This window comes from Sulfitobacter sp. SH24 (assembly GCF_965641895.1).
Taxonomy (GTDB): domain Bacteria; phylum Pseudomonadota; class Alphaproteobacteria; order Rhodobacterales; family Rhodobacteraceae; genus Sulfitobacter; species Sulfitobacter dubius.
On the sequence record NZ_OZ282575.1, the window covers coordinates 2,554,956 to 2,581,868 of the forward strand.

The window sequence follows — 26,913 nt, forward strand, 5'->3', positions numbered from 1 at the left end:
GCGTGAAACAGGGTAAGCGCAGTGTATGAACGCAAAACCTCCCTCCTCCGGCTCCGGCCCGACTGCTGATTCTTCCGATGCCGCCGCCGATACAGCAAAGGGCGACCGCATCGCCAAAGTTCTGTCTCGCGCAGGCATCGCCTCGCGTCGTGAGGCTGAGCGGATGATTGAGGCGGGCCGCGTGCGCGTGAATGGGGAGCAGATCACCTCGCCCGCGCTGAACGTGACGCCCGACGATAAGATTACAGTCGACAACACCCCCGTCGGCGCGCCCGAGCCGCCGCGCATCTGGCTCTACCACAAGCCCACCGGGTTGGTGACGACGAACTCTGACGAAAAAGGCCGCGAAACGATCTTTGACGCCCTGCCCGAGGACATGCCTCGCGTTATGACCGTGGGGCGGCTTGATCTCAATTCTGAAGGTCTGCTGCTACTGACCAATGACGGCGGCGTGAAACGCAAGCTGGAATTGCCCAGCACCGGCTGGCTACGCCGCTATCGTGCCCGGGTGAATGGCCGCCCCACCGATGAGATGCTGGAACCGCTGCGCAAAGGCATCACCGTGGAGGGCGAACAGTTCCAACCGATGGATGTATCGCTGGACCGTCAGCAAGGCGCGAACGCTTGGCTGACCATCGGCCTGCGCGAAGGCCGCAACCGTGAGATTCGCCGCGCGATGGAGGCTGTTGGCCTGACTGTGAACCGGCTGATCCGCGTCTCCTACGGCCCGTTCCAATTGGGCGAACTTAAAACTGGCGAAGTCGAAGAGCTGCGCCGCAAGGTCGTGCGTGACCAATTGGGGCTAGAGCTGGAAGACCCCACCGGCACCGCCGTCAAGAAACCCACCACAGTACGTCGCCCGCCGCGGCGCAAACCCGGTGGCTTCGGCGGCGCGGGCCAGCCGGGCATGCCGGTGCAACGCGGCGAAGACGACGAACCACCGCCCCGTCGCGGTGGCGGCAAGGCCAAGAACGCGCCGCGTGGCAAGGCGACATCGGGCAGAAACGCAGCCAAACCGGGCGCGCGCCCCGGTGGCCGTACGGGTGGTAAACCCGGCAGCAGGGGCCCAAAGCCCCGCCGCTGACATTCTCGGCCCCCGTCTGAGCCGCCGATTGCTGGAACGCTGCTGTAATGCGCGCGTTGAATAAAGAACGACAGGCAAGACCGGCGCGAAACCGCTGTCAGAAAAGGGCAATATGGCGCGAATACTGATGTTTTTGGTGGCCTTGGCTGCGCTGGTGGTTATCATCCTCGGCGCGGCCTCGCTCTTGGGGCGCGCGACAGACACCGCAGGCACAGCTCTGCGCCCCATCTGGGGCAACAAAAGGGGAAACTTGATGGCGCCCACACCCTTTCAGAAAATCGCTTATGGGGCGCTTTTGGTAGTGCTACTGGGCGTGACCAGCGGCTTTCTCGGGGGGCTTTAAGCCATGGCGCGACGCTTTGGGGGCCGCTATAGCCCCGATCCCGATACACAGCCCGGCAAAACCCCGCGCAAAACGCAACGGCTGCGCGTTGACCCAGCGGGTGGGCGTGTGAACCTGATGTTCCTGCCACCCATTGTTTTGGCCGCGACCTCTTTGATGGGGGGCGCTGGTACTCTGGTCATTGGGCTTGCCGGGGCTTTTGTGCTGGCCTCTGGCGTATGGCTTTTGCGCGAAGGTTTGCTTGCCGAAGCTGAGTATAACGAGCGCAAGGTCGCCCGCCGCCCCGCGTGGCCCCGCAAGATCTTCGCTGCCCTTCTGGCCGGATTGGGCACTGCACTCGCCGCCTACACATCAGAGCCCGGCACAGTCGCCCCGCTGCTGTACGGCGTGGCGGTTGGTGCGCTGCATGTGGCTGCCTTTGGCATTGATCCGTTAAAAAACAAAGGGATGGAAGGCATCGACACCTTCCAACAAGACCGCGTGGCCCGCGTGGTGGATGAGGCCGAAAAACTGCTGTCAGGCATGAGCCAGGCAATCCTCCGCGCCGGAGACCGCCGTGCCGAAGCACGGTTGGCAGATTTCCAAGACACCGCACGTCACCTGATCCGCACCGTCGAAGAAGACCCGCGAGATTTGACAGCCGCCCGCAAATACCTTGTCGTCTACCTACGCGGCGCGCATGATGCGACGGTGAAATTCGCCGATTTTTACGCCCGTAACCACGATGAACAAGCTCGCGATGATTACCTTGCGCTGCTCGACGATCTGGATGAGAATTTCGCCGCTCGAACGGCGAAATCCCTGCTTGACGATCGCAGCGATCTGAACGTCGAAATCGACGTGCTGCGTGCGCGTCTCTCCCGCGAGGGGGTCAGGCTGGATCAGTCTACGCCCGTAAATACTAAGGAAGATCAGTGATGACCGATGCCGTCCGTGAAAAAGCTGCCCAGTCCCAAGGGCTGGTCGAAGAAGTGAACGCAACCGTCCTGCCCGAACCTTCGGACGCCAACGCCATCGTGCCATTGGCCAAAGCCGACGCGACCCAGAGTGCAGAAATTCAAAAACGCATGGCCGAGATTGACGTGACCGACACGCAATCCATCGTCAGCTTCGGCTCTGCCGCGCAGGCCGAGCTACAAGAGATCAGCCAATCCATGCTCGCCGATGTGCGCAACAAGGATGTCGGGCCGGCAGGCGACAGCCTGCGCACCATGGTCAGCGCGATTCGCGGTTTCTCGGTCTCGGAACTGGACGTCCGCCGCAAGCAAAGCTGGTGGGAAAAACTGTTGGGCCGTGCCACGCCTTTCGCCAAATTCACCGCGCGTTTTGAAGAGGTGCAAGGCCAGATTGACCAGATCACTGACAATTTGCTGGCCCATGAGCACACGCTGTTGAAAGACATCAAATCGCTCGACTTGCTTTATGAAAAGACGCTGCAATTCTACGATGAATTGGCGCTGTATATTTCTGCCGGTGAGGCCAAGATCGTAGAGTTGGATCACAAAACCATCCCCGCAAAACAGACTGCGCTGGATAAGGCGAGCGAAGAAAATCAGGTAATGCGCGCCCAAGAATTGCGCGATCTGCGCGCCGCGCGTGATGATCTGGAACGCCGGGTGCATGACCTTAAACTGACGCGGCAGGTGACGATGCAATCCCTGCCCTCTATTCGCTTGGTGCAAGAAAACGATAAAAGTCTTGTGACCAAGATTAACTCGACCTTGGTCAACACCGTGCCGCTGTGGGAAACGCAACTTGCGCAGGCTGTGACGATCCAACGCAGCAGTGAGGCGGCAAATGCCGTGCGCGAAGCGAATGATCTGACCAACGAGTTGTTGACCTCCAACGCCAAGAACCTGCGCGACAGCAATAAGATCATCCGCCAAGAGATGGAGCGCGGTGTGTTTGACATCGAAGCGGTAAAACAGGCCAACGAAGACCTGATCGGCACCATCGAAGAATCGCTTCAGATCGCGGACCAAGGCAAAGCAAAACGTGCTGCTGCGGAAAAGGATCTGCAAGAGATGGAAGGCCGCTTGCGCGACACATTGGCCGCAGCCAAAGCCCGCGAAACGGGTTTGGGGGACACCACCAGCAACGCGGTCCCGAGCTAAGACCGACGTGAGGGAACTGGCAATGCAAGGACGTTTGCGCCGACATTTGCGCGTCGCTGGGGTGCTGTCTCTCTGCGCCTTGTTGCTTGCCTGTGCGGAACCCGCGCCGGCGCCGCAAACGGTTGCTAAACCCCAAGCACGCCCGGCTGAGCCAGCTCCGCGCCCACCCGAGGTTGCCAAACCCACATCTCAAAAAAGCGCAATGCTGCGCAGCTATTTGCATCAGGTTGAAAAGGCGCAACTGGGCCAAGACCTGCTGCGCCAAGACGGCGGCGGGCCCGACACGCCTTTCACCAGCGACATGCTGGCGCGGAACTTTGAACAGATCGCGCTTTATAATGAATACGACGGCAATTTTTCGGGCCAAGGCGGTGCAAGCCCGCTGCGCCGCTGGGAAGCGCCAGTGCATATGGGGATCATCTTTGGCGATAGCATCCCCCCTTCGCAGCGCCGCTCTGACACGGCCCACATCAAAGCGTTTGCCCGACGTCTTTCACGGGTCACCGGGCATCCGGTTTCGACCAGTGGCACGCCTAATTTCATGGTGATCGTCGCCTCAGAGGATGACCGCGTCGAAGCTTTGACCCAAGCCGCCGAAAAGGTCGCGGGTGTCAGCCCTTCATCGCTCCGCGCGATGCGCAACATGCGCCGCGACACCTATTGCGCCGTAGCGGCCTATGCGGCGGGCGACAATCCCAACGTCTACACCGCCGCCGTCGCGGTGATCCGGTCGGAAAATCCTGAACTGTTGCGGCTATCGTGCATTCACGAAGAACTGGCTCAGGGGCTGGGTCTGGCCAACGACAGCCCCAGTGCGCGGCCATCAATCTTTAACGATGACGACGAATTCGCCCTGCTCACCAAACATGACGAGCTTCTGCTTAAGATGCTCTATGACGCGCGTCTGCGCCCCGGTATGACGGCAGAGCAAGTCAACCCGATCAGCCGGATCATCGCGCGCGAGTTGACGGACGGGCCGGTGTAGCGCACCTTTACGACGAAAAAATAAGGACCATTCCCATGGGCATTTTCGATTTCCTCTCTGGCCAGTTCATCGACGTCATTCACTGGACCGACGACACCCGCGACACGATGGTCTGGCGGTTTGAGCGTGAAGGCCATGAGATCAAATACGGCGCCAAGCTGACGGTGCGCGAGGGGCAAGCCGCGGTCTTTGTGCATGAGGGGCAGCTGGCGGATGTCTTTACCCCCGGTCTCTATATGCTTGAGACCAACAACATGCCGATTATGACCTCTCTTCAGCATTGGGATCACGGCTTCAAAAGCCCGTTCAAATCCGAAATCTACTTCGTCAACACGACCCGGTTTAACGATCTGAAATGGGGCACAAAAAACCCAATCATCGCCCGCGACCCTGAGTTCGGCCCCGTGCGCCTGCGGGCCTATGGCACCTATTCAGTGCGGGTAAGCGACCCCGCGAAATTCCTGACCGAGATCGTCGGCACCGATGGTGAATTCACCATGGACGAAATCTCTTACCAAATCCGTAACATCATCGTTCAAGCCTTCTCACGCACGCTGGCATCCTCCGGCATCCCGGTGCTCGACATGGCCGCAAACACGCGTGAGTTGGGGCAGTTGGTGGGCAAGGATATCGCCGCGCAAATCGCGGAATACGGGCTGGCGATGCCCGAGCTATACATCGAAAACATCTCACTCCCGCCTGCGGTAGAAGCGGTGATGGACAAGCGCACTTCGATAGGTGTGGTCGGAAATCTCAACGAATACATGCAGTTCCAAGCCGCCGAAGCCCTTGGCCGAGATGGCGCCGGGGGTGCGGCGATGCAAACCGGCCTTGGCGCAGGGCTGGGGATGAGCATGGCCCAAGCCGCCACCGCGCAGGCCGGCCCGTGGGGCGCGCGCCCTGCCCCGACTGCTGCCACCCCCGTGCCGCCGCCCCCACCGCCGGTCGAAAAAGTCTGGCATATCGCCAAGGATGGCGCGACCTCTGGCCCCTTCTCCAAGGCCGCTATGGGGCGCAAGGTGACTGACGGCGGCCTTGCCCGCGATTCTCTGGTCTGGACACCGGGCCAAGACGGCTGGCAGCGGGCCGAGGATGTGGCCGAACTGGCGCAACTTTTCACCGTGATGCCACCTCCCCCGCCGCCACCCACGGCATGATCTGGTGGCGCGCCAAGTGAAACTTTTGCGCGCGCCTGCCCGTGGTTTTCCCATGATCACGCGCCTCAAATTTCCGCACCGCCGCAGCGCCCTCAAGGTGCTGCATTGGTCGATGGTGCCGCTGCTGATTTGGTTCATCCTTGTGACCCCCGCTGATGTACTGCCCTTTGGCCCCACGGCCTTTCGTATCCATTCGCTGCTGGGGCTGGTCTTTGTCACCGCCTGTCTGCTCTGGACTGCCGATTACCTGCGCCGGGGTCTTGCCAGCCGACCGGGGCCAAAGCTGCCGCCTTGGGCGCGGCATGTGCACCAGTGGATGCATAAGGCGTTGATTTGGGGGCTGTTTGGCGTGGCACTCACGGGCTTTGGCCTTGGTCTTACTGCACCGCGTCTCTTTATGGCGGGCGATCTGGTGCCGGTGGCCCCGCCGCTGAACCTGCCGCGTGCGCATGATCTGATTGGCAAAATCCACATCTATGAATTCTACCTTTTGGCCGCCATTGCGGGCGCCCATGCGCTGTTTCATCTTTGGCGCCACTTGCGCCTGCGCGACAACGCACTGCGGATCATGACGCCGAAATGCCTGCACCGCTTTTTGTGAGGTTCAAGGTCTGGCCCATGCCCCCCAAGGCCGCTAGGCTCCGCCGCGATTGACCTTGCAAAGCATATCTCATGTCCGCCACCGATCTGCCCCCTGCCGCCCCGCTTGAAGAGCACCGTTTCCCCTGTGATACCTGCGGCTCTGACATGCGCTTTGACCCGGCGCAGTCCCTGCTGATCTGCGACCACTGCGGCAATGTTGAACCGATCGACGGCACAGGCCGCCACGCCCATGCCATCGCCGAGCAAGATTTTCGCGCAGGCTTGCAGGCCGCGCTGCCCGCCGCCGACATGGAAGAGACCCGCGTCACCACCTGCCCCAACTGCGCGGCGGAGGTGGAGTTCACCCCCGGCAAACACGCCCGCGAATGCCCCTTCTGCGCCACGCCCATTGTGATCGACACCGGCACCAACCGCCATATCAAACCCCGCGCCGTGCTGCCCTTTGCCCTGCCCGAAGAAAGCGCCCGCAATGCAATGAAAGATTGGCTCGGCAGCCTGTGGTTCGCGCCCAACGGCTTACAGCAATACGCGCGCAAGGGGCGCAGAATGCAGGGTATCTATGTGCCATTCTGGACCTATGATGCGCAGACGGCCTCAAGCTATCGGGGCGAGCGGGGCACGGTTTATTACGTGACCCAAACCGTTATGCGCGATGGCAAAAGGGTGCAGCAGCAGGTGCCGAAAATCCGCTGGCGGGCCGCTTCGGGCCGGGTGGCGCGGTTCTTTGACGACGTGCTGGTGCTGGCCTCCCGGTCTCTGCCCAAGAAACACACCGATGCGCTGCACCCTTGGGACCTGTCCGCGCTGGAACCCTATGCGCCCGAATACCTCGCCGGTTTTCGGGCAGAGGCTTACGGCGTCACGCTGGAAGAAGGCTTCGTTCAGGCCCGCGCCCATATGGACCGGGTGATTGAACGCGACGTGAAGTTCGACATCGGCGGTGACCGTCAGCGCGTGCATGACATCAACACGCAGATCAGTGACGTGACCTTCAAACATATCCTACTACCGGTCTGGCTGGCCGCCTATAAGTACCGGGGCAAGACCTATCGCTTCGTGGTTAACGGGCATTCGGGCAAGGTGCAGGGCGAACGCCCCTATTCCGCAATCAAGATCACCTTTGCCGTGGTGCTGGGGCTGATTGCCGCCGCCATCGTTGGCTATTTCATGGCACAGCAATGACCCAGAGTTACGACCAGTTTACCGACCTCTTGCAGACGCGCCATTCCTGCCGCGCCTTTCGGCCCGACCCGCTGCCGGAGGAAACCATCACCCAGATCGTTAGCGCCGCACGCCATGTGCCATCGTGGTGCAATGCCCAGCCATGGCAAGTGACCGTGACGCGGGGCGCTGGCACAGAAGCCTTCCGCGGCGCATTCCTCAAAGCCGCGAGCGAGGGCGCCCCGGTTGAACCCGATCTACCATGGCCCAAAGGCTACTCCGGCGCCTATGCCGAGCGGCGGCGCACCTGCGGGTTCCAGCTCTATGATGCGGTGGGCATCGCCAAGTCTGACCGCGAAGCGCGTAAGGCGCAGATGCTGCGCAACTACGCGCTCTTTGATGCGCCGCATGTGGCCATCGTTGCCTCCCCTGCCGAGCTTGGCCCCTATGGCGCGATGGATTGCGGCGGCTTCGTCACGGCCTTCACCCTCGCCGCCACAGCGCTTGGCGTGGCCAGCATCCCGCAGGCTGCCATCGCCGCCTATGCGCCCTTGGTGCGTGAGGTGCTTGACCTGCCCGAAGATCGAATGGTGCTCTGCGCTATCTCCTTTGGCTATGCAGACAGCGACCACCCGGCCAACGCCTTCCGCACCGAACGGGCGACCCCCTCAGACATTATCGATTGGAAAGACTGACATGCGCGCATTGCTGCAACGGGTGACCGAGGCGTCGGTCACGGTCGAAGGTGAGATCATCGGAGAGATCGGACACGGCCTGCTGATCCTCGTTTGCGCCATGCCCGAGGACACGGAAGAAACGGCAGAGAAGCTGGCGCTGAAAATCTCGAAACTGCGGCTGTTCAAGGACGAAGGCGGCAAGATGAACCTGAGCCTCGCTCAAACCGGCGGCGCGGCTTTGGTGGTGAGCCAATTCACCCTTGCCGCAGATACATCCCGCGGCAACCGCCCCGGCTTTTCCTGCGCGGCAAAGCCCGACATGGCCGAAGCGCTTTATACGCATTTCGCCCGCAGTCTCACCACCTTGGATATTCCAGTTCAGACGGGACGGTTCGGCGCGGATATGTCAGTGGCGCTGGTCAATGACGGGCCAGTGACCCTGTGGCTCGACAGCGCGGCACCTTGATCTAAAGCGGGGAAAGCATGGGCCGGCAAGCTTGGGAGGAGGTAAGCTTGCCGGCCGGTATAACGGGTCCGGGAGGAGGAGGACCGTTAAAATGCGGTGTCAGATCAACCCGGGAAGGAGCGGGGTCCGGCACCTGACAATGCCGCGCTATTGCGCGACATTGATCTCTGAAGGTCGAAAGCCCTAAGGCTTACAAACCGTCGTATTCTTCGGTAACCAGTGCTTCGGCGTGCTGCGGGATCTGGTTCCGGTCGATGCCCGCGCGCTCTAGCTGAGCGTCGCTCATGCTGTTGAGGACGGACTGCATCCGCGAAATCTGCATCTGGGTCACGCCGCGTGCCAGCAAGCTGCCGACTTTGCCAGCTGCGGTGCCGAGGGCACCAACAACAGGCGCTGTCGCGTCGCGGAAAGAAAAGCCGTGGGGGGCGCTAAGGGTGTTGTTATACTTCATAGGTCTGCTCCTTTGAAAGTTCTTCCGACGCCACACGCCGGATGTCGCACCGCGCGATGCCGATATCGGACAGTTCGCGATCGCTCAGTACGTTAAGTTCTGTGAAAGTTCGGTCGTAAGCTGCGCGCCGGGCCTTGATCTGGGCCACACGACGACGCATGCCGTCAAAAGTGTGCTGAAGCCCATCGAGCGCGGAGCTCAGGGTGGTGCCACGTGAGATTGCCATCGTCATAAGCGCAACTCCTTTCAGAATGCTGCAAGTGCATTATTAAATGCTGCAATGCAGAAGTAGTACGCTCTGACCCTAGTTTGAACCCGCAGAATTTGCATAGGCGCTATGCCTGACGCGAAAGGCCCACCCCTAACTATGTGCAAAAAAGCCTAAAATTTTAGCGCCGATCCACAGGAATTGTGCATCGGCGCAACGCAGCAGGGCTGCAAACAGGGATTTGAGTGGCAAGAGGGCGGATCAGCCGCCCCCGAAGCTGAGTCGTTTAGCTCACGGGTTCCCAAGGGCGCGTATAGGCGCTAAGCACTTTACCGACGTCATCATGCGATGCACCGTTCATCGTCACCTTGGCCACCAAACCGCGCTTCTTGTTGTCCTCAACCTCAGTTACCCGCGCGGCGCAGCCGGCTTTCTCTAGGCTGCCATTGTAAACCCGCGTGATCGCATCTTTACGCAGGTCGGGCTTAAAGATCTTGCCAACGGCGGTCTTCGGCAACTCATCCATGATCTTGAGGTGCTTTGGCTGCGCCGCACGTTCGGCAACCTTCTCCCGCGCAAAGACGAGCAGCTCTTCCTCGGTCACATTGGCACCGTCCACCAGTTCGACGAAGGCGCAGGGCACCTCGCCCGCATGGGCATCGGGTTGGCCGATGGCCCCGGCAAAGGCGACGGCCTCATGGCCCAACAGCGCCTCTTCAATCTCAGCAGGGTCGATGTTGTGCCCGCCGCGAATGATCAGGTCTTTGGCACGCCCGGTGATCCAGATGTAGCCGTCGTTGTCGATCCGGCCCAAATCACCGGTGCGCAAGTACTTCCCATGATAGAAGAGGTCTTTGTTCTTTTCCTCTTCGACATAGGTATGGCCCGCAAAGACACCGGGGTTCGACACGCAGATCTCGCCGATCTCATCGACATCCGCGTCAACTGGTCCGTCCGCCGTGCCCTTAATGATCCGCACATCCGAATAGGGAAAGGCGACGCCGATAGAGCCAACCTTTTTGACACCATCCGGCGGGTTGCAGGACACAAGGCACGTCGCCTCAGTCAGACCATAGCCCTCAATCAACGTGATGCCTGTGGCCTTTTCAAAGCGGCGGAAGAGTTCCAGCGGCAGCGGGGCCGAGCCGGAGAAGGCGGTCTTCACAGTACTGACATCCGCATCAATTGGGCGCTGCATCTTGGCCGAAATAGCGGTGGGCACGGTGATGATAAAGGTGATTTTCCACCGTTCAATCAGCTTCCAGAAGTTGTCGAACACCCCGTCGCCGCGATAGCCCTGCGGCGTGGGAAAGACCACATGCGCGCCTGATGCCACGGCGGCCATCAGGATCACATGGCAGGCAAAGACGTGGAACAGCGGCAGCGGACACATGATATTGTCCTCTTCCGAGAACAGCAGGCGGTGCCCCAGCCAACCGTTATAGATCAGCCCGGAATATTTGTGCTGCGCCACTTTCGGCATCCCGGTGGTGCCACCGGTGTGGAAATAGCAGGCAACGCGGTCTTCTTGCACATCCTCAAAGTTGAGCGAGGTGTTCTGCTTGGCGATCTCGGCGTTGAAGCTCAGGTACTTCGCCTGATTGTTCACCATCCCCTTGGGCCGCACCAGCGGGACGATCCAGCTTTTCGGTGGGGTGAGATAGCGGACCAGATCGACTTCGAGCACCGTATGCACCTTGGGCGCAAGCCGCACCGCCTCGGCAGTCTTTTGCGCCACATCCGTCTTCGGGAAAGGCCGCAGAGTGACGACGACCGATGCGCCGACCTCGCGCAGGATGGCCCCGATTTGTTCGGCATCCAGCAGCGGGTTGATCGGGCTGACGATCCCGGCCACGGCTCCGCCCAGCAGGGTGATGGTCGTCTCGTTACAGTTCGGCAGCACATAGGCCACAACGTCTTTTTCGCCAACGCCCAGGCTGCGGAACAGGTTCGCAGCCTGCGTCACGCGGCCATGCAACTCTTTCCAAGTCAGCGTTTCCGCCTTGTCCTTGGGGCCAGAGAAAATCTGATAGCTGACGGCGTTGTGGTTGGGGAATTTCGCGGTCGTATTGCTTAGCATCCCATAGAGCGTCTTGGCCACGTCTCGGTCTTCCCACGGCATTTCCGCGGCGATGGCATTGCGGTCTTCGATCCCGGCGAATGTCATGGTGTCTCCTCCCCTATGCCGGTGTTCCGGCTTGTTCTCCGTGCTCAGATTGCGGTGAAACGCGCCATTTCGCAAGCAATCGGCGGCAACAGACGCAACGTCACACCAAGTTGACGTAACACCGGGGTGGCGCGGTTCAAGAGCAGATCAGGCGGCAGCGGCCCCATCAGTAAATTGCAAACGCGCCAAACGCGCATAAAGCCCATCCCTGGCGACCAATTCATCATGTGTGCCGATGGCGGCAATCCGCCCGGCTTCCATCACCACGATGCGGTCGGCCTTTTTCACCGTGGCCAAACGATGCGCGACGATGAGCGTCGTGCGGTCGGCACTCAGGCGGTCCACGGCGGCCTGCACCAGCCCCTCGCTTTCGGAATCCAGCGCACTTGTCGCCTCGTCCAGCAGCAACACCGGCGCATCGCGCAGAATGGCGCGGGCGATGGCGATCCGCTGCTTTTGCCCGCCTGACAACATCACGCCGCGTTCGCCCAGATAGCTGTCATACCCTTCAGGCAGTGCGGCGATGAAACCGTGCGCGGCGGCGGCACGCGCAGCTTGCTCTACCTCGGCATCGCTGGCGTCGGGCCGGCCAAAGCGAATGTTCTCAGCAGCGGTCGCGGCAAAGATTACCGGGTCTTGCGGCACCAAGGCTACGGCCCGGCGGAAATGATCCCGTGCCACATCCCGAAGGTCCACACCATCAAGCGTGATGCGGCCGGTTTGCGGATCATAGAACCGTAGGATCATTTGAATGATTGTCGTCTTCCCCGCGCCTGACGGGCCGACGAAAGCCACCGTTTCACCGGGGTTGATCACCAGATTAATTCCGTCCAATGCCGCCACATCAGGCCGTGCCGGATAGGTGAATTGTACGTTCTCAAACGTGATCTTGCCCGCGACGGGGTCCGGCAGACGGGCTTGCGCGTCGGCGGATGGGTCTTTCACACTGTCTTCGGTTTGCAGCAGATCAACCAGCCGTTCCGTGGCACCTGCCGCGCGCTGCAACTCACCCCAGATCTCTGACAGGGCAGCGACGGCACCTGCGACCATGACCGCATAGATCACGAATTGCACCAGCGCGCCCGCGCTCATCACATCGGCGCGCACGTCCCGCGCCCCGATCCAAAGCACGCCGACCACGCCGGAAAATACCAGAAAGATAACGATCATCGTCATTGCCGCGCGGGTCTTGATCCGGCGTTGCGCCGCATCAAAAGAGGCTTCGGTCATCTGCGCAAATTGGCCTCGGCTGGCCGTCTCATGGGTAAAGGCTTGCACGGTTTGTACCGCGCCTAATGTCTCTGATGCATTGCCCGAACTGGCGGCGATCCAATCTTGGTTCTCACGGCTCAGCACACGCAGACGGCGGCCCAGCGTCAAAATGGGGATCACCACAGCAGGCACGATCAGCAGCACCAGACCCGTCAACTTGGCAGAGGTCAGCAGCATTAGCCCCAGCCCGCCCACAAAGATTAACAGATTGCGCAGCGCGATGGACACCGAAGAGCCGATTACCGACAGGATCAGCGTGGTGTCGGTGGTGATGCGGCTTAGGACTTCGCCCGTCATGATGCGCTCATAGAACGACGGGCTCATCCCGATCACCCGGTCAAACACCGCGCGCCGGATGTCGGCCACGACCCTTTCGCCCAGCCGTGTAACCAGCGCATAGCGCAGGCCGGTGCCCACAGCGAGCAACCCGGCAATGATCAATGCTGCGATGAAATACTGGTCCAACAACTCCGTCTCGCCGGTGCCGAAATTGTCGATCACCCGACGCACAGCCAAGGGCAAAGTGAGCGAGATCATCGCCGTCATGACCAAAGCAGCCCCGGCGGCAACCATCAACCATCGATAGGGACCGAGGAAGGGCGTCAACGCCGCCAATGCTCCGATCCGCCGTGACTTTTCGCGTTCGTCTTTGGCGGTCGGTGCGGGGGTGGGCGTGCGGGCCATGGGCATTCCTTTGTCTTACGACATGGTCATGGCGCGGGGACTGAGCGGGGTCAAGTAAGACCGCCCCAACGGGACAATCTGCCACCCCTGCCCCTGGGGCGCAAAACAAGACGCCACAGGGTGTTGGTGTGCAAGTTTACTCGCCAGAGTGTGCGGGCACACCGTCTTTCCAGTCGCCCCAGTTGGCGACGATTTGATCGACAAGCGGCGCACCGACGAGGGTGATATTCTCTACCGTTTCGGCAAAGCCACCGGCCGTCTCACCCGGTGCCGGGTCAAGGTGCTCAAGCGTGGTCTCATCCGGGTGGCCTTGATCAAAGTTCACCGCGCCGCGCAGGCTGGCGATCCGGTCTGTGCCTTGCAGACGTTTGATAACCAGCGCGATTGCCGCCGCTTCCATCTCTGTAATCATATAGTCGTCAGCCCCATAAAGCTCGGCCATATACTGCGCCTCTTCCGACAAGCCCGGCCCGTGAAAGAAAGTATCGCCTGTCATATGCGTGCCGACCTTAACGCTCGGCGCGGCCTGCGCGGCACCATCTGGATAGCGCTGGCGGTATTGGCGCGCGGAATCGGAATCCTGCATCTCGACATCTTGGGAAAGCTCAACACCCCATGAAACCAGCTTCGCATTCAGCTCAAAGCGGCGGTAATCCTCATAACCTGCGCGCGGCATGAAAACCGGTGCGCCAGGCTCCCCTTCTTCAGGCGCCCAGCGGTGACCAAGATCATAATCCACCAACCAACTGCCCCAGACCACATCACCGATTGTGCCCCGCGATGGGGGTGTGCCCGCCACGCCAGACAACATGAAATAGGTCTGCGAAAAATCGTAAGCCGGGTTCAACAGAATCGCCTGCATGGAGGCCGAAGAGTTCACCTTGCCCATGCCCAATACCGCGCCGCAAACGCCGTCGTCGTTGCAATACATCGAAGAGAATGCCCCCGGCACGTCCTGCGCTTCAGTCTCGGACCAATATCTCTCATACCAATGCTGCAATTCGCCCGCCCGGTCGCCGGTGTTTTCGCCAATCTCAAACATCGCGCCAATGAACACTTTGACGGGCATCGGCTCTTGCGCTGCCAGCGGCGCGGCGAATGTGGAAAGGGCCAGAGCGGCAAGGCCCGGCGTGGAATGTTTTGGCATGATGTGTCCTTTAGGAGTGTCGCCCGCACGCAGCGCGCGGATGGCGCAGCTATAGACGCTGACGCAAGGGAAACCAAGCAACCAGCACGCCTTGGGTAGGACCGGCCCAAAGGATCAAGCATATCGCGGAGAGTGGATCGGGCGGCGGGAACCGAACCCTATCATCAGCTTGGAAGACAAGAGATCAAGCGGCAATTCTAGCTATGTTAACAAATATTTACGTCACCACGATGGCTGGCTTTGCAGATATCATGTCGGGAAAGTTTTTCTGGAGCGGGCGACGGGAATCGAACCCGTATCATCAGCTTGGAAGGCTGAGGTCTTACCATTACACAACGCCCGCTCAACGAGATCAGTTAGTATTTCATACCTATGGAAGCGTCAAGTACAGCTGCCAGCGATTGTTAGGTTGCAAATCGAAGAGTAACCTTCGGCGCAGAGCGGTCGAAACGAGCTTTCGCTGCGGTCACACAGATTTCCGCTTCGGCGAACTGTTCGATAAACGGTGGTTTTGAAAATCTAACCCTCAAATTCACTAAAACTTACGACTGCGTTAAGAAACATCATGCGATCAGCTGCATATTCTGCATGACACATTGCAGCTCCCCCATCTGGCGAGAACGGTAATACCCCTTTCATTTTGCAGTCGAGATCACGCGTTTGCGCCCAGCTTCTCTGTGACGCCTCCAGATCTGATAACCATTGTGCATCACCATTGTTTTCGAGTGCCGCAAGCGCCTGCGTGTAAACAACTTCCACAAGGTCTGACCATTGATCGCTTTCTCTTTGCCAACACTGCGTTTTGTCCAAGCTTACGTCGCAAGATCCGTTAATAATCTGACTTTCGCGGTAGGTTCCGATACACTGTGAACTTCCTGCACCATCATTAGGAAGGGCGCGTAGACAGTGTGAGAGAATATCAGTATTTTGTCCGTGCATGAGAGAATTAATCTGACCTATTCCTTCGAGAGGGTCTAAGGGCCACACACTTCCAGCGTCGCACGCGAGCGTAATTGTTGCATTGTTGGGGGTTGTAACGACGATTCCACCTTTAGTTCTGCCGTTATAAGGCCCTCGTTCTGTTGATGAAAAAACCTCATAACGGGTGTCACCATTGAATAGGGCTATACTTTCGAAGATGTTCCGACTTGCCCATGCGAAGGGTGTGTAGTCAGCGTCTTCAAGGTTCCGTGTCATCGATAGATCAGCCGCACCCTGCGCCGGGCCGAACTCATATGTAATGTTGCCGTTGTTATGGCATAACCCTACTTTACGAGCGCCGCCATCAAATGTGCAGGAGAACAAAAAGTCATCTGCGCTCTCACATGTCTCTGGATTCTGTGCCCCAGCCGTGCTGAAAATAGAGGCGAAAATTACGAAAAGGCCCACCGTGGCTACTTTTTCTATGGTAGGCATTGGGCCCTCCTTAATTTTACAGGTCATACTCTAGAAGCTTACAGGATCGAGAACATGTTCAAGCTGTTCATTGGATCAGTTGTGGTTTGCCTGCTCGCCCAAGGGCACTTTTTATTGCATAGCTGGGTTGAGAGCCTGCCGTTTGCAGATTCATGGGCATATTACCGCAATCTCCATCCGGTAAGGCACGATATCCTGACAGTCATAAGATGGGGTTCTTTGGGAGCATCTATACTCACAGGTACGATAATCATAGCCAAGACTGCGTTACGGTAAATTCTCTTAGAACTAAGCTCGAAATGCGAAGGTAATGCATCATAAAGGCTAGTTTTGACACGGTGTCAGACAGCTGCTTTGAGGACAAAATGCGAATCTCTGCAACTATTTTGGTGACTGGTTTGTGTGGCCAACCAAACATTGGCAGCGTCAACGTATGCTGGCATACTCGGTAAGCTGTTCAATGCGGGAAAGCGTCAACTCTACCCTGCAGACAATGGTAGCGTTTATTGATGCACTTCCGCCAAGAGCTTCCCGCTCCGGAAATTCACAGTGGAGTTTGCGATAGTTTTCAAACGCGATTTGTACCTCTTGAAGAAGTGCGCTTGTTGAGCGATCACTTTCCAAAGAATTTTCAAGATCAAAGGCTTGCAAATTCGCGTCTGCAAGACGGTAAGCCTGAACCATCTCACGTTCGACCTCATCACCAACCGCAAAATAACATTCATTGATTTCTTTTGGGCCACTTCCCGGAACGCTGCATTCTGCGAAATAGTCTGGTTCTACGGCAATTCCATCAGACATCGCGATTGTGGGATTTAGCATCGTGAGCACGACTACTTTGAGTTTCCACATATCAATTTCTCCATCGTTGACAAAAAATGAGTTTGCGCAGCCGAGTGCGAAACCCGACCAGCCACCGGCACGCGCGTCGAAGCCGACGTTCGTGCTGTCTGCAGCATCGGTCAATAGGGGCTCGATGAAGGCATTATCCGTATCTGCACAATGTATCACAAACGGTCGTTTTCGGGAAGCCGTGCAGGCGCAGAAACCAGAGCGAGCCCAAGCCGACGGTCAGCAAGCCAAACATTTATCGGACGGTCAGCCATCAAACTCGACTGCATGGATTACTCATATGCGAATTTGGGCCCCTAGCCGGGCAACTTTTTCGACATCAAGGCTGATGGCAAGATCCGTCGCTTCGGCAATGGCGAAGGCAGCAGGCCTGTCGCGCTCCGACTTTTTCGAGCGCTTTAGAAGGCAGGCTGGCCGCGCGCCGGTGGAATACGCCACCGAGTGGCGCTTGGCCGTGGCCAAGACCTTGCTGCGGCAGGGCGGGTGACCAACGCCCAAATCGTTCAGAAGGTCGGCTACGGGCCCACTAGCGCATTCGGATTGGCATTTGTCCGACACGAGAGCCTGTCAGCTGGCGCTTTTGGGAACAAGGGCGGTGGTTAGAACCGGAGCCCCCGCCCCGACCTGCGTCACTCACCCTTGGGCCGTGTTGAATCTGGGCTCAGAGCAGGCAGCGCCCCCATAGCGGCCCCCTCGCCCTACCGAGACGGCCCTCTCTCCACATCTATCGCCTTCGCGTCTGATGACCGGTTTCTGAGATTATGGAACGGTTCGATGCCATTCAGAGCGGCTGACTGAAACCGGATACGGGCTTCACATGTTGCCCGCGGTCACGGGCTGCGGGGGCGACGGCACCAAGCGACCAGCGCCTCGGCGAAGAGAGACATTGCGGGCGACACCTCGCGCGACGGATAGTAAAGATAAAACCCTGGCAACAATCCGATGTGGTCGTCCAGCACGCTCTCCAGCCGCCCCGCTTGGAGGTCCTCCGCCACCATGTGGTGCCACAGGCAGGCCAGCCCCAGCCCCCGGATCGCGCCCTGCCGCAGCAACGCCCCGTCGTTGAACACCATCGTGGTAGCATCCCGAAACGTCACTTCACCCGTCCGCCCGACGAACCGCCAAGGCATCACGCGGCCCGCCGAATGCATCCGGTAACCCAGGCAAGCGTGCCCCGCTAGGTCCTCCGGCCGGGCCGGCCGTCCGGCCTGATCAAGGTAGTCGGGCGTTGCGACAACCACCGGCCGCGTCTCTTTGGTCAGGCGCCGCGCGATCATGTCTTGCTCCAACCGGTCCCCCATACGGATACCGCCATCGAACCGACCCTGCACCAGGTCTTCCAGCGCATCGGTTGCGGCGATCTCGATCTGGATCCTCGGGTGCGCTTCGCGAAAAGCGGGGAGCATTGGCAGGACAAGCAGTTTAGCCGCGTCGCGCCCCATAGTCAGGCGCAATAGCCCAGAGGGCTGATCCGCCCCGGCCGCTACTTGCGAAAGCGCCGCACTGATCTCGTCGAGCGCCGGGCCGAGGCGCGTCAGCAGGGCCGCCCCGACCGCCGTCGGCGCGACAGAGCGCGTGGTGCGCGACAACAGCCTCTGGCCGATATCGTGCTCCAGTCGCCTGATGGCATGGCTAAGTGCCGATTGCGTCACGCCCAGATCGGCGGCCGCGCGGGTAAAGCTTCCGTGCTCGGCCACCACGCGCAACGCGGCAAGGGTATCGAGGCGGTTACGCGCCATTCATGACTCCATTTCATTGACCCCAGAGAAATGACGGACTTTTGGCGCGAATGAAAGAACCGTATCTCAATCCTATGAACTATAACTGCAGCTCTTTAGCCGTCCCGACGGAAAGGACATCAGATGACCGCTATGATCACCCGCCTCAACCCCAGCTCGCTGCCCGACACCAGCGCTATTGGCTACGCGCAGATTTCTATCGCACACCCGGGGCGCATGGCCTTCGTCTCTGGACAAGTGGCTGGTGCAGAGGCCGTGGCAAAGGGCTTTGAGGCGCAGGTCGCCGACGTGATGCTAAAGGCTCATGCTGCGCTCTTCGCGCTGGAGGCCACGCCCGAAGATATTGTTTTGGCACGCGTCTACGTTGTCGGTCTGGACGAGGTCCGGCTGGGCATCTGCGTTGCGCAGTTCAACGCTTTCTGCAACGGCGCCACGCCGTCGCTCACAGGTGTCGGTGTGGCCGCACTGGCCGGTCCAGGTCTGCTGGTCGAGATGGAATTGCAGGTCCTGCTGCGCGACTGAGGCGACCATAGCGACGCCACAGGGGTGGAGCGACAAAATCACTCCAAGCCCCGCTGGCCTGACGTTCACGCCCATTTCCGGCGGCGATAAGAAACAAAGTCGCCCGTCGGATAGCGTGCTCCTCAAGGTGCGCGATGATAAGCCCGCAGCCCTTCCCGAGGCGTCAATGCCTGTGCGCACGAAAACTCGCCCGAAGAGCGCGAAGCAACATGACCATTGCGCCGCCTTGCGGGCGGGGGAGCTCCTGCATGCCCCCCCAACCGCTCTTCCGCAGTGATTTCCGAATGCACTGTCTGACGCCGCGGCCCAAAATGAACACTCTACAGAGGCACAGCTCTTCAGGGCGCAGCGAAGGTCAGTTTTCTGCCCGGCTTTTTAGGTCACGCTGGGTCCGGCGGCGGGGTTTTGGCGAAATTTCCGCTTTCACATCCTGGCAAGGATGCCTTTGCACCCGCGGCGACTGACCGGGATCCGCCCTTTCATATAGGTGTCGTGGGAACATCACATAGCTGTAGCAGTCGGGTGCTCTACGAGAGCGGACCGCGGGGCGCAGACGCGTTATCCGCCGGACCAATACATGCCTCGCAAACCGCGAACCCACTGGAGAGCTGCACAATGAATATGAACCGACGTCACGTCATGGGCTTGATGGGGGCGACCGCCTCTGGGCTTTTCCTACCGGGCCATCTGCGGGCCCAGCAAAGCCGCCCCTCGATTAGAATCGCCGTACAGCAAGTCGTCATCAACAACACGCTGGACCCTTGGAACGAACAGTCGAATGTGGGCGAACGCGCGCTCTACCCTAACCTTTGGGAAGGGCTGCTCCTGCGCGACTGGATGGGCAACCAAGGCCCTGTGCCGGGTCTGGCGACTGAGTGGAAGCGCCTAGACGAAAAGACCGTCGAGTTGAAGCTCCGGAAAGGTGTAAAGTTCCACAATGGCGATGAGATGACTGCCGAGGACGTGGTCTTTTCACTCTCCCCCGAGCGGCTATTTGGAGACACTCAACCGGCGGGCGGCGAAACCATTTACGCAGAGAACTTTTCCCGCTCCACAGGCAAGGACATCCCTGCCGCTATGCCGGGTATCGCGCGGCGCAAATGGCCCTCGCTGGCCGGGGTCGAAGCCGTCGATAAATATACCGTGCGCTTTCATAACGCGACGCCTGATGTGACAATGGAAGGGCGCCTTTATGCTGGCGGCAGCATCGTGGCCAGCCGTCGCGCGTGGGACGAAGCAGAATCCTATGATGCTTGGGCAAAGCAACCGGTCACCACAGGCCCCTATTACGTCGACAATTTTCAGCCAGATGTCTCGCTCACCTTGCGTGCGCATGAAGACTATTGGGGTGGTCGTCCTCCCTTGGAAACTATTACCTTCGTGGAGGTGCCCGAGGTTGCAAGCCGCGTAAATGGTCTCTTGTCTGGCGAATACGACTTCGCCTGCGACTTGCCGCCCGACCAGATTGGAACCGTGATGGATGCACCGGGTCTGGAAGTTCAAAACTCCACCATCTGGAACCACCGCGTCAATGTCTTCACGCAAGACCATGAGCAGCTGCAAAACCCGCTTGTGCGCCGCGCAATGACCCATGCGATTGACCGCAAGGCCATCGTTGAGGCCCTCTGGGCCAATCTAACAGAAGTACCTGCAGGCCTTCAGTTCGACAGTTTCCGGACCTCTGACATGTTCATCGAAGGTTGGGAAGCGCCCGAATATAACCCAGAGCTGGCGCGCCAGATGCTTCAGGAGGCGGGTTACAAAGGCGATCCGATCCCATTCCGTCTCCTGAACAATTATTACATCAATCAGGTGCCGAACGGACAGATCCTCACTGAGATGTGGAACCAAGTCGGCCTGAACGTCGAGATCGAGATGAAGGAGAACTGGGGTCAGATTCTTGCTCAAGACAGTCCGCGAGGGGTACGCGACTGGTCTGCTTCCAACACGATCAACGATCCGATTTCGCCGATGGTGGTGCAATTTGGGCCGAATGGTTCCGCCCAGCAGAACCGCGAGTGGACGAATGTAGAGTTCAACGATCTCTGTCAGGTGATGGAGACTTCGACAGACCGCGCTAAGCGCAAACAAGCCATCGCGCGGATGCTGACAATCGCCGAGCGCGAAGACCCGGCTTACAATATCCTGCACCAGAACGCGGTCTTCACAGGCATGCGGTCGAACCTAAATTGGAAGGCGGCTCCCGCCTTTGCCATGGATTTCCGCGCTTCGAACTGGCCCGGCCAATCCTAATCTATGGCGGCGCGTGCCCAACTCGGCACGCGCCCTATGCTCTTCGCTAGGGATTTTCTTATCATGAACAATCTGGTCGAGATCAGAAACCTGCGGGTTGCCTTTGATGGCGTACCGGTACTGCATGGCATCGATCTTGATGTGGCTCCCGGAGAAGCCTTAGGGCTGGTCGGAGAAAGTGGCTGCGGCAAGTCTGTAACGTGGCTCGCCGCGCTTGGTCTATTGCCGGGTAAAGCCAGCGTAAGCGGTTCGGTCTACCTTCAAGGGCAGGATTTGACAGGCGCGCCGCGCCAAGCGTTGGAGCGGGTGCGCGGGAAACGCGTTGCCATGATTTTTCAAGACCCCTCGAGCGCGCTTAACCCCGTGATCCGGGTAGGCCGGCAAATCATCGAAGCATTGCGGTTACATCGTGGACTTGCAGGGACTGCAGCGAAGACCGAAGCGTTGCGATTGATGGACCTTGTCGGCATTCCCGACGCGCGCAACCGATTCAATCTTTACACCCATGAATTCTCCGGCGGACAAGCACAACGTTTGATGATCGCGATGGCGCTTGCGGGCGAGCCTGACCTGCTAATTGCCGATGAGCCCACAACTGCGCTCGACGCCACAATACAGGCACAGATTCTCGACCTGTTGATAACTTTACGTCATGAGATGTCGATGGCGACAGTTTTTATCAGCCATGATCTCGCGGCTGTGGCCCAGGTCTGCGAACGCGTCTGCGTGATGTATGCGGGCAAGATCGTCGAAGAAGGCCCTGTCGCACAACTTTTTGACACACCGCGTCACCCTTACACTCAGGGGTTGTTCGACGCGATACCTTCACTCTCTGGGCCGCGGCGGCGATTGGTGCCGATCCCCGGGACCGTACCAGATCCGCGCCACTTGCCGACAGGCTGCGCGTTTGAGCCCCGTTGCGCACGCGCACGCACGTTTTGCACGCAGCATCGTCCAGAACTGCTGCCCCAGCCGGAAGGCCGCCAGTTGGCATGCGCCTATCCCGTGCCAGTCGCGCAGGACGCTGTGCAGCCAGAGGAGGAATATCAATGAGCCCTCTGCTAGAGGCCCGCGACTTGGTGCGTATCTATCAAACCCGCCGTGGTTTGCTGGGGCGCCCTTCAAATGTACGGGCTGTGGATGGGGTCAGCCTCAAGGTCAGACGCGGTGAAACGTTGGGGGTGGTGGGTGAGAGCGGCTCGGGCAAATCCTCTCTAGGACGCATGCTTTTGGGAATTGATACGGCGCAGGGTGGCGCTGTCTATACCAACGGGAAGGCTATGCCTGTTTTTGGTTCCCCCGAGTGGCGCTCCCTGCGGGCACGTATTCAAATGATCTATCAAGACCCCCTGGCCGCGTTGGACCGGCGAATTAGCGTGGCAGAACAACTGCGTGAACCACTGGATATTCACCGAATTGATGGTTCCGAAAGCCGCATGGCGCGCGTCCACGAAGTGATGCTGTCGGTCGGTCTGCGCCTCGACCAAGCCGATAAGTTTCCTCATGAACTCTCAGGGGGGCAACGGCAGCGTGTCGTTATTGCGCGGGCCCTTATGACCGAACCCGAGCTGCTGGTCTGTGACGAGCCTGTTTCGGCGCTTGACGTATCCATTCAGGCGCAGGTGGTGAACCTGCTGGCTGACCTGCAGCACGACCGGGGCCTTGGCATGGTCTTTATCAGCCATGATCTAAAGGTCGTCCGTAACCTTTGTGATCGGGTCGCGGTGATGTATCTGGGCCGCATCGTTGAGGAGGGCCCCGCCGATACGATATTCAGTGACCCGCAGCATCCCTATACTCAGGCTTTGGTCTCTTCAGTACCACAACCCGGCCGTGCGCTTAAGAGCCGCATCATACTTCAGGGTGAACCGCCAAACCCCGGCAACCGCCCGCCCGGCTGCGCCTTTCATCCGCGCTGCCATAAGGCTGAGGACATCTGCCGCCACACCGTTCCCGAAACCCGAAGTGCCGGCGTCGAGTGCCGCGCGGCTTGCCATTTCGCTGGCCACGCATCGCTGCGTGAACTGGCTTGAACAGGAGCCATAAGTGATACGTTTCGTAACCTCCCGCCTCTTTCGGGCCGGGCTGACGGTCTTGTCGGTGATGACATTTGCCTTTGTGGTGCTACGCATGTCGGGAGACCCGGCGCAGGTGTTGTTGGGTCCGGATGTGCCGCAGAATGTGGTGCAGGATTTCCGCGACCGCTGGGGGCTCGATGACCCGATCTGGCGCCAGTATCTCTCTTACCTCCAAGCTATGATGCAAGGCGACTTTGGCCTGTCGATGCGCGACCGCTCACCCGCCATTGACCTTGTGATGCAGCGCATTCCGGCCACGTTACAATTGACGATCCCTGCGCTGATCCTGCAACTGGCCTTCGGCATCCCGGCAGGTATCTACGCCGCCCTAAAGCAGGGCACACTGGCAGATCGGAGTGTGATTGTCGCGGCGATCGTCGGGTTCACCGTCCCTTCCTTCGTAATGGGTTTGCTGCTGGTTTTGATCTTCGCCGTCACCTTAGGAGCTTTGCCCTCCGGCGGGGCGAGCAGTTGGCAACATGCGATTCTACCTGTGCTTACCATGAGCATCGGCGGCATCGGCGTTCTGGCCCGCTTTTCTCGCTCCGCGATGATTGAGGTGATGGGCGCGCCCTATATTCGCACAGCCTCTGCCAAAGGGGTCAGCTGGAGCGATGTTGTCCGCAACCACGCGCTACCGAATGCAGCGGTGCCGATCGTGACAATCGTAGGCTTCATGGTGGGCTCGTTAATTGCTGGTGCCATCATCGTTGAAACAATATTTAGCTGGCCGGGCATGGGGCGGTTGCTGATTGTGTCCGTCACCAATCGGGACCTGGCGGTGGTACAATGTATCTTGCTGCTGGTCGCCGCCGTTATGGTGGTGTCGAACTTAACAGTTGACCTCCTTTACGGCTGGCTTGACCCGCGCCTGCGCCAGACAACCTCCGCACATTAAGGAACTGACATGACTGTCACTACCGTCAATCCCCCGCGCTTTGCCAAACGCCGCCGCGCGCGGTTACCCTTCACCGTGCAACTGGCGCTATTTTGGCTTTTGGCGATGGTCATTTGCGCGCTTTTTGTAGATCTGCTGCGGCCCTATCCGATCACCCAGATGAACCTCAGCACACGGCTCGCTCCGCCGGGCACGCCGGGGCATTGGCTGGGTACAGATGAATTGGGCCGCGACGTGCTATCGCGACTGATCCAGTCGGTCCGGTCCTCACTGGTTATCGCTTTTGGGGCGACCCTACTTTCGGCCTTCTTTGGCACGTTGCTGGGCTTCATGGCGGCCAAGTTCCGCGGCGTGGTGGAGCATGTGGTCGTGATGTTGGCGGATTTTCAAGCCGCGCTGCCCTTCCTGATTATGTCGCTGGCGGTCCTCGCGTTCTTCGGATCATCTATGCTGTTGCTTGTGTGCCTAATGGGTTTTTACGGATGGGAACGTTATGCTCGGATCACCCGCGGGCTTGCCATTTCAGCAAGTGCTCAAGGATACGCCGCTGCTGTGGTTCAACTTGGTGCAAAGCCATCGCGGGTCTATCTACGCCACATTCTTCCCAATGTTGCATCGACGTTGATCGTCTCCATGACACTCACTTTCCCTGAAATTATCTTGATGGAGTCCAGCCTTTCGTTCCTAGGTCTTGGGGTGCAGCCGCCCGATACAAGCCTTGGCAATATGGTCGGCTTTGGGCGCGAGTATCTCACCACGGCACCATGGATCATGCTGTCACCTGCCGTTGTAATCGTGCTGACAACCTTAGCTATTTCATTGGCCGGCGACTGGCTGCGGGACCGTCTGGACCCAACACTCTAGAATTGGAGCCAAGGTTTGGGAGGTGCCGCGGTTACCGTGGTAAAAAAAAGGGCGGCCTGCTGGCCGCCCTTTGTGGTTAACGCGTAACGATCACAGCGCTGCTATCGATATAGTTGTCAAAATGCACCAAGGTCTGATCCGCATCGGCAAGGATCACTGCCATCTGTGCCGGGCCATCAAGTTCTTCGAACGTACCACCATCAAGGTTCACAGTTACGTTGTAATGGTTCCCTGACAGGGTGGTGAAGGGAATGCCCCGCCACAGCGCAGTAGAATTATAATGAACATGGCCGGCAATCACCTGCCGAATGTCGCCGTGTGTTGCGAGAAGATTGGCCAATCGCGCGCCGTCGCGCAGGATAATGCGGTCGACCCGCGTGAAGAGCGGGTTTGCGTGGTGGTGCAAGATGACGATGACGGGCTTGTCCGCAGCCTCCAGCAACCTTTCTTTCAGCCAGTCATATTGCGCATCGGTGAGCACGCCCGGATGGATTCCAGGCTCCGAAGAGTCGAGCAAGATGGTCCGGTAACCCTTGTGATCTATCACCTTATCAATGCAGCCGGTCTCTGCTTCATAGTCTTTACCGAAGACTTCCAGAAAAACAGGCCGATTATCATGATTGCCTAGGGTGATATGGCAAGGAACGGTTAGTTCCGAAAGGATCGACTGCAACCGGACATAGGCTTCCGCCTCCCCCAGATCGGCCAAATCCCCCGCCAAAACGCAAAAGTCCGCATCCGCATGGCGCGCATTAATGGCCGCCACGCCGCGTGCCAACCGGTCTGCAGTATCAAGCGTGTGGGTTGTCTCCCCTTCGCGTACGATGTGTAAGTCGCTTAGTACAACGATCTTGAGTGTCATTGGCCAAGCCCCTCACGTGTCAGGTAACCAATCGATGCTGGAATGCCAGCTTTGTTGCGGAGCTCCATGATCAGGCGTGGTTGTTCTTCCAGTTTGGCAAGCGCGCGGAAGACGGCATGCCAGCGGATCGTTCCTTCGCCAATCGCCCAATGCCGGTCAGCATAACCATCAGCGTCTTGTAAATGAACATGGTCCAGCAAACCCGCTGCGGCGCGCACGTAATAATCCACTGGCGGCCCGCCATTGGTGCCATGGGCATAGTGGGCGTGGCCCGTGTCGATCGACAGGCGCACCGCGGGAGAGTCAAAACTTTCCACCAACAGTCGACGGTCACGTGGGGCAATGTCTTCAATGTTTTCAATGACCAGCGTCACACCCTGATCTTCCGCACGCTTCACGGCACCTGAAAGCGTCGCATGGGTGTTTTGAACCACCATGTCGCGGGCATTCTCAAGGTTGTCGAAGTTATTGTAGTCCCAAGCAGTATAAGGCGAATGAAGCACCATCTGCGTTGCCCCGACAGCCTGGCAAACATCTAACCCTTGGTTAACCCGTTTGGTCACCACCGCGCGAACCTCAGGGTCATTTGAATGGATGGTGAAGCCCCAAAAGGGTCCGTGGATACCCAAACGTCCGGTATAGCCATCCAAAAGTGCGTTGATCCGGTCCGCTTCGGGCTGCCAATCCCCCCCCAGCACGTCAGGCGCGTGAAAGGATTGGAGTTCGAGATCGCGCTGCTTTTCAAGTATCCAATCGCGGTATGTTTCAAGGTCTGCGGTGCCAAGCGCCGCGCCGATGACGGGAGGGGTCATATTCTGTCCTGTTATTAAGAATCTGCCCCTTTCTTTGCGGCTGTTACATGTTGACCAAGCGAAGGTTCAGTGAAGATTTCATTACGGGACGTCAAGCA

The 26,913-nt window shown here is 59.0% G+C and carries 27 protein-coding genes and 1 tRNA gene; 17 read left to right on the forward strand and 11 right to left on the reverse strand.

Features of this window, described 5'->3' with window-relative positions:
• Positions 1-25: 25 nt before the first annotated feature.
• The 10 genes from ACSQ16_RS15155 (at position 26) to dtd (ending at position 8,590) form a co-directional block, all read left to right on the forward strand.
• The gene (locus tag ACSQ16_RS15155) at positions 26-1,084 is read left to right on the forward strand and encodes a pseudouridine synthase (RefSeq protein WP_243262519.1); all 1,059 of its coding nucleotides are present in this window, start codon (positions 26-28) and stop codon (positions 1,082-1,084) included.
• A 112-nt stretch (positions 1,085-1,196) separates the two neighbouring features.
• Positions 1,197-1,427: a hypothetical protein gene (locus ACSQ16_RS15160; protein WP_243262518.1), complete on the forward strand. Its 231-nt coding sequence runs from the start codon at positions 1,197-1,199 to the stop codon at positions 1,425-1,427.
• A 3-nt stretch (positions 1,428-1,430) separates the two neighbouring features.
• Entirely contained in the window at positions 1,431-2,345 is a 915-nt protein-coding gene (locus ACSQ16_RS15165) for a 5-bromo-4-chloroindolyl phosphate hydrolysis family protein (RefSeq protein ID WP_243262517.1), read from the forward strand.
• On the forward strand, positions 2,345-3,541 hold the full coding sequence (locus ACSQ16_RS15170; RefSeq protein WP_093926836.1) for a toxic anion resistance protein: 1,197 nt from the start codon (positions 2,345-2,347) through the stop codon (positions 3,539-3,541). Before ACSQ16_RS15165 ends, ACSQ16_RS15170 begins: the two co-directional genes overlap by 1 nt.
• 22 nt (positions 3,542-3,563) lie before the next feature.
• Positions 3,564-4,526, forward strand: coding sequence for a DUF2927 domain-containing protein (locus ACSQ16_RS15175; protein ID WP_243262516.1), 963 nt, complete (start codon positions 3,564-3,566; stop codon positions 4,524-4,526).
• Between the two features lie 35 nt (positions 4,527-4,561).
• The gene (locus ACSQ16_RS15180; RefSeq protein ID WP_243262515.1) at positions 4,562-5,683 is read left to right on the forward strand and encodes an SPFH domain-containing protein; all 1,122 of its coding nucleotides are present in this window, start codon (positions 4,562-4,564) and stop codon (positions 5,681-5,683) included.
• A 52-nt stretch (positions 5,684-5,735) separates the two neighbouring features.
• Positions 5,736-6,284, forward strand: coding sequence for a cytochrome b/b6 domain-containing protein (locus tag ACSQ16_RS15185; RefSeq protein WP_243262514.1), 549 nt, complete (start codon positions 5,736-5,738; stop codon positions 6,282-6,284).
• A gap of 71 nt (positions 6,285-6,355) precedes the next feature.
• Entirely contained in the window at positions 6,356-7,468 is a 1,113-nt protein-coding gene (locus ACSQ16_RS15190) for a TFIIB-type zinc finger domain-containing protein (protein ID WP_243262513.1), read from the forward strand.
• Positions 7,465-8,142 (forward strand): nitroreductase, encoded by a 678-nt coding sequence (locus ACSQ16_RS15195; protein ID WP_243262512.1) that lies wholly within the window; start codon positions 7,465-7,467, stop codon positions 8,140-8,142. The genes ACSQ16_RS15190 and ACSQ16_RS15195 overlap by 4 nt, the downstream gene beginning before the upstream one ends.
• A 1-nt stretch (position 8,143) precedes the next feature.
• The gene (gene dtd / locus ACSQ16_RS15200; protein WP_243262511.1) at positions 8,144-8,590 is read left to right on the forward strand and encodes a D-aminoacyl-tRNA deacylase; all 447 of its coding nucleotides are present in this window, start codon (positions 8,144-8,146) and stop codon (positions 8,588-8,590) included.
• 190 nt (positions 8,591-8,780) lie between these two features.
• Here the strand turns inward: dtd and ACSQ16_RS15205 are convergent, their stop codons facing one another.
• The 8 genes from ACSQ16_RS15205 to ACSQ16_RS15240 all read right to left on the reverse strand — a co-directional run bounded on the left by ACSQ16_RS15205 (position 8,781) and on the right by ACSQ16_RS15240 (position 16,901).
• Positions 8,781-9,041 (reverse strand): hypothetical protein, encoded by a 261-nt coding sequence (locus ACSQ16_RS15205; RefSeq protein ID WP_093926842.1) that lies wholly within the window; start codon positions 9,039-9,041, stop codon positions 8,781-8,783.
• The gene (locus ACSQ16_RS15210; protein WP_093926843.1) at positions 9,031-9,273 is read right to left on the reverse strand and encodes a DUF1127 domain-containing protein; all 243 of its coding nucleotides are present in this window, start codon (positions 9,271-9,273) and stop codon (positions 9,031-9,033) included. Before ACSQ16_RS15210 ends, ACSQ16_RS15205 begins: the two co-directional genes overlap by 11 nt.
• 262 nt (positions 9,274-9,535) lie before the next feature.
• The gene (locus tag ACSQ16_RS15215) at positions 9,536-11,416 is read right to left on the reverse strand and encodes an acyl-CoA synthetase (protein ID WP_243262510.1); all 1,881 of its coding nucleotides are present in this window, start codon (positions 11,414-11,416) and stop codon (positions 9,536-9,538) included.
• A gap of 147 nt (positions 11,417-11,563) precedes the next feature.
• Positions 11,564-13,372 carry an ABC transporter transmembrane domain-containing protein gene (locus ACSQ16_RS15220; RefSeq protein WP_243262509.1) on the reverse strand — a complete coding sequence of 603 codons (1,809 nt, stop codon included), beginning with the start codon at positions 13,370-13,372 and terminating at the stop codon, positions 11,564-11,566.
• A gap of 136 nt (positions 13,373-13,508) precedes the next feature.
• Positions 13,509-14,519, reverse strand: coding sequence for a purine-nucleoside phosphorylase (locus ACSQ16_RS15225; protein ID WP_243262508.1), 1,011 nt, complete (start codon positions 14,517-14,519; stop codon positions 13,509-13,511).
• 269 nt (positions 14,520-14,788) lie between these two features.
• Positions 14,789-14,862: transfer RNA gene (locus ACSQ16_RS15230), tRNA-Gly, on the reverse strand.
• A 176-nt stretch (positions 14,863-15,038) separates the two neighbouring features.
• Positions 15,039-15,935: a lysozyme inhibitor LprI family protein gene (locus tag ACSQ16_RS15235; RefSeq protein WP_243262507.1), complete on the reverse strand. Its 897-nt coding sequence runs from the start codon at positions 15,933-15,935 to the stop codon at positions 15,039-15,041.
• A 426-nt stretch (positions 15,936-16,361) separates the two neighbouring features.
• The gene (locus ACSQ16_RS15240; RefSeq protein WP_317406321.1) at positions 16,362-16,901 is read right to left on the reverse strand and encodes a lysozyme inhibitor LprI family protein; all 540 of its coding nucleotides are present in this window, start codon (positions 16,899-16,901) and stop codon (positions 16,362-16,364) included.
• 214 nt (positions 16,902-17,115) lie between these two features.
• Between ACSQ16_RS15240 and ACSQ16_RS15245 the strand changes: the two genes are divergently transcribed.
• Positions 17,116-17,274 (forward strand): hypothetical protein, encoded by a 159-nt coding sequence (locus ACSQ16_RS15245; protein ID WP_243262503.1) that lies wholly within the window; start codon positions 17,116-17,118, stop codon positions 17,272-17,274.
• Positions 17,275-17,617: 343 nt separating this feature from the next.
• Here the strand turns inward: ACSQ16_RS15245 and ACSQ16_RS15250 are convergent, their stop codons facing one another.
• On the reverse strand, positions 17,618-18,526 hold the full coding sequence (locus ACSQ16_RS15250; RefSeq protein WP_243262502.1) for a LysR family transcriptional regulator: 909 nt from the start codon (positions 18,524-18,526) through the stop codon (positions 17,618-17,620).
• A 123-nt stretch (positions 18,527-18,649) separates the two neighbouring features.
• Between ACSQ16_RS15250 and ACSQ16_RS15255 the strand changes: the two genes are divergently transcribed.
• From ACSQ16_RS15255 to ACSQ16_RS15280, 6 genes are all read left to right on the forward strand, one after another.
• Positions 18,650-19,048 (forward strand): RidA family protein, encoded by a 399-nt coding sequence (locus tag ACSQ16_RS15255; RefSeq protein ID WP_243262501.1) that lies wholly within the window; start codon positions 18,650-18,652, stop codon positions 19,046-19,048.
• A gap of 615 nt (positions 19,049-19,663) precedes the next feature.
• Complete coding sequence (locus ACSQ16_RS15260) at positions 19,664-21,301, forward strand: ABC transporter substrate-binding protein (protein ID WP_243262500.1); 1,638 nt, start codon at positions 19,664-19,666, stop codon at positions 21,299-21,301.
• A gap of 63 nt (positions 21,302-21,364) precedes the next feature.
• Positions 21,365-22,354: an ABC transporter ATP-binding protein gene (locus tag ACSQ16_RS15265; RefSeq protein WP_093927250.1), complete on the forward strand. Its 990-nt coding sequence runs from the start codon at positions 21,365-21,367 to the stop codon at positions 22,352-22,354.
• Entirely contained in the window at positions 22,351-23,334 is a 984-nt protein-coding gene (locus ACSQ16_RS15270; RefSeq protein WP_243262499.1) for an ABC transporter ATP-binding protein, read from the forward strand. The genes ACSQ16_RS15265 and ACSQ16_RS15270 overlap by 4 nt, the downstream gene beginning before the upstream one ends.
• A 13-nt stretch (positions 23,335-23,347) precedes the next feature.
• Positions 23,348-24,277 (forward strand): ABC transporter permease, encoded by a 930-nt coding sequence (locus ACSQ16_RS15275; RefSeq protein ID WP_093926855.1) that lies wholly within the window; start codon positions 23,348-23,350, stop codon positions 24,275-24,277.
• Between the two features lie 9 nt (positions 24,278-24,286).
• The gene (locus tag ACSQ16_RS15280) at positions 24,287-25,141 is read left to right on the forward strand and encodes an ABC transporter permease (protein ID WP_093926856.1); all 855 of its coding nucleotides are present in this window, start codon (positions 24,287-24,289) and stop codon (positions 25,139-25,141) included.
• A 76-nt stretch (positions 25,142-25,217) separates the two neighbouring features.
• On the opposite strand, the gene ACSQ16_RS15285 is transcribed toward ACSQ16_RS15280, so the two are convergent.
• The gene (locus ACSQ16_RS15285; protein ID WP_243262498.1) at positions 25,218-26,003 is read right to left on the reverse strand and encodes a phosphodiesterase; all 786 of its coding nucleotides are present in this window, start codon (positions 26,001-26,003) and stop codon (positions 25,218-25,220) included.
• The gene (locus tag ACSQ16_RS15290; RefSeq protein ID WP_243262497.1) at positions 26,000-26,815 is read right to left on the reverse strand and encodes a sugar phosphate isomerase/epimerase family protein; all 816 of its coding nucleotides are present in this window, start codon (positions 26,813-26,815) and stop codon (positions 26,000-26,002) included. The genes ACSQ16_RS15285 and ACSQ16_RS15290 overlap by 4 nt, the downstream gene beginning before the upstream one ends.
• Between the last annotated feature and the right edge of the window lie 98 nt (positions 26,816-26,913).

Bases quoted from the DNA above. Each gene is read 5' to 3' on its own strand.
- ACSQ16_RS15265 (WP_093927250.1), top strand. From the start codon at position 21,365: ATGAACAATCTGGTCGAGATCAGAAACCTGCGGGTTGCCTTTGATGGC.
- ACSQ16_RS15160 (WP_243262518.1), top strand. From the start codon at position 1,197: ATGGCGCGAATACTGATGTTTTTGGTGGCCTTGGCTGCGCTGGTGGTT.
- ACSQ16_RS15185 (WP_243262514.1), top strand. From the start codon at position 5,736: ATGATCACGCGCCTCAAATTTCCGCACCGCCGCAGCGCCCTCAAGGTG.
- ACSQ16_RS15260 (WP_243262500.1), top strand. From the start codon at position 19,664: ATGAATATGAACCGACGTCACGTCATGGGCTTGATGGGGGCGACCGCC.
- ACSQ16_RS15220 (WP_243262509.1), bottom strand. From the start codon at position 13,372: ATGGCCCGCACGCCCACCCCCGCACCGACCGCCAAAGACGAACGCGAA.
- ACSQ16_RS15165 (WP_243262517.1), top strand. From the start codon at position 1,431: ATGGCGCGACGCTTTGGGGGCCGCTATAGCCCCGATCCCGATACACAG.
- ACSQ16_RS15225 (WP_243262508.1), bottom strand. From the start codon at position 14,519: ATGCCAAAACATTCCACGCCGGGCCTTGCCGCTCTGGCCCTTTCCACA.
- ACSQ16_RS15210 (WP_093926843.1), bottom strand. From the start codon at position 9,273: ATGACGATGGCAATCTCACGTGGCACCACCCTGAGCTCCGCGCTCGAT.
- ACSQ16_RS15250 (WP_243262502.1), bottom strand. From the start codon at position 18,526: ATGGCGCGTAACCGCCTCGATACCCTTGCCGCGTTGCGCGTGGTGGCC.
- ACSQ16_RS15205 (WP_093926842.1), bottom strand. From the start codon at position 9,041: ATGAAGTATAACAACACCCTTAGCGCCCCCCACGGCTTTTCTTTCCGC.
- ACSQ16_RS15175 (WP_243262516.1), top strand. From the start codon at position 3,564: ATGCAAGGACGTTTGCGCCGACATTTGCGCGTCGCTGGGGTGCTGTCT.
- ACSQ16_RS15190 (WP_243262513.1), top strand. From the start codon at position 6,356: ATGTCCGCCACCGATCTGCCCCCTGCCGCCCCGCTTGAAGAGCACCGT.
- ACSQ16_RS15235 (WP_243262507.1), bottom strand. From the start codon at position 15,935: ATGCCTACCATAGAAAAAGTAGCCACGGTGGGCCTTTTCGTAATTTTC.
- ACSQ16_RS15270 (WP_243262499.1), top strand. From the start codon at position 22,351: ATGAGCCCTCTGCTAGAGGCCCGCGACTTGGTGCGTATCTATCAAACC.
- ACSQ16_RS15290 (WP_243262497.1), bottom strand. From the start codon at position 26,815: ATGACCCCTCCCGTCATCGGCGCGGCGCTTGGCACCGCAGACCTTGAA.
- ACSQ16_RS15180 (WP_243262515.1), top strand. From the start codon at position 4,562: ATGGGCATTTTCGATTTCCTCTCTGGCCAGTTCATCGACGTCATTCAC.
- ACSQ16_RS15155 (WP_243262519.1), top strand. From the start codon at position 26: ATGAACGCAAAACCTCCCTCCTCCGGCTCCGGCCCGACTGCTGATTCT.
- ACSQ16_RS15170 (WP_093926836.1), top strand. From the start codon at position 2,345: ATGACCGATGCCGTCCGTGAAAAAGCTGCCCAGTCCCAAGGGCTGGTC.
- ACSQ16_RS15285 (WP_243262498.1), bottom strand. From the start codon at position 26,003: ATGACACTCAAGATCGTTGTACTAAGCGACTTACACATCGTACGCGAA.
- ACSQ16_RS15255 (WP_243262501.1), top strand. From the start codon at position 18,650: ATGACCGCTATGATCACCCGCCTCAACCCCAGCTCGCTGCCCGACACC.
- ACSQ16_RS15215 (WP_243262510.1), bottom strand. From the start codon at position 11,416: ATGACATTCGCCGGGATCGAAGACCGCAATGCCATCGCCGCGGAAATG.
- dtd (WP_243262511.1), top strand. From the start codon at position 8,144: ATGCGCGCATTGCTGCAACGGGTGACCGAGGCGTCGGTCACGGTCGAA.
- ACSQ16_RS15195 (WP_243262512.1), top strand. From the start codon at position 7,465: ATGACCCAGAGTTACGACCAGTTTACCGACCTCTTGCAGACGCGCCAT.
- ACSQ16_RS15280 (WP_093926856.1), top strand. From the start codon at position 24,287: ATGACTGTCACTACCGTCAATCCCCCGCGCTTTGCCAAACGCCGCCGC.
- ACSQ16_RS15245 (WP_243262503.1), top strand. From the start codon at position 17,116: ATGGCAAGATCCGTCGCTTCGGCAATGGCGAAGGCAGCAGGCCTGTCG.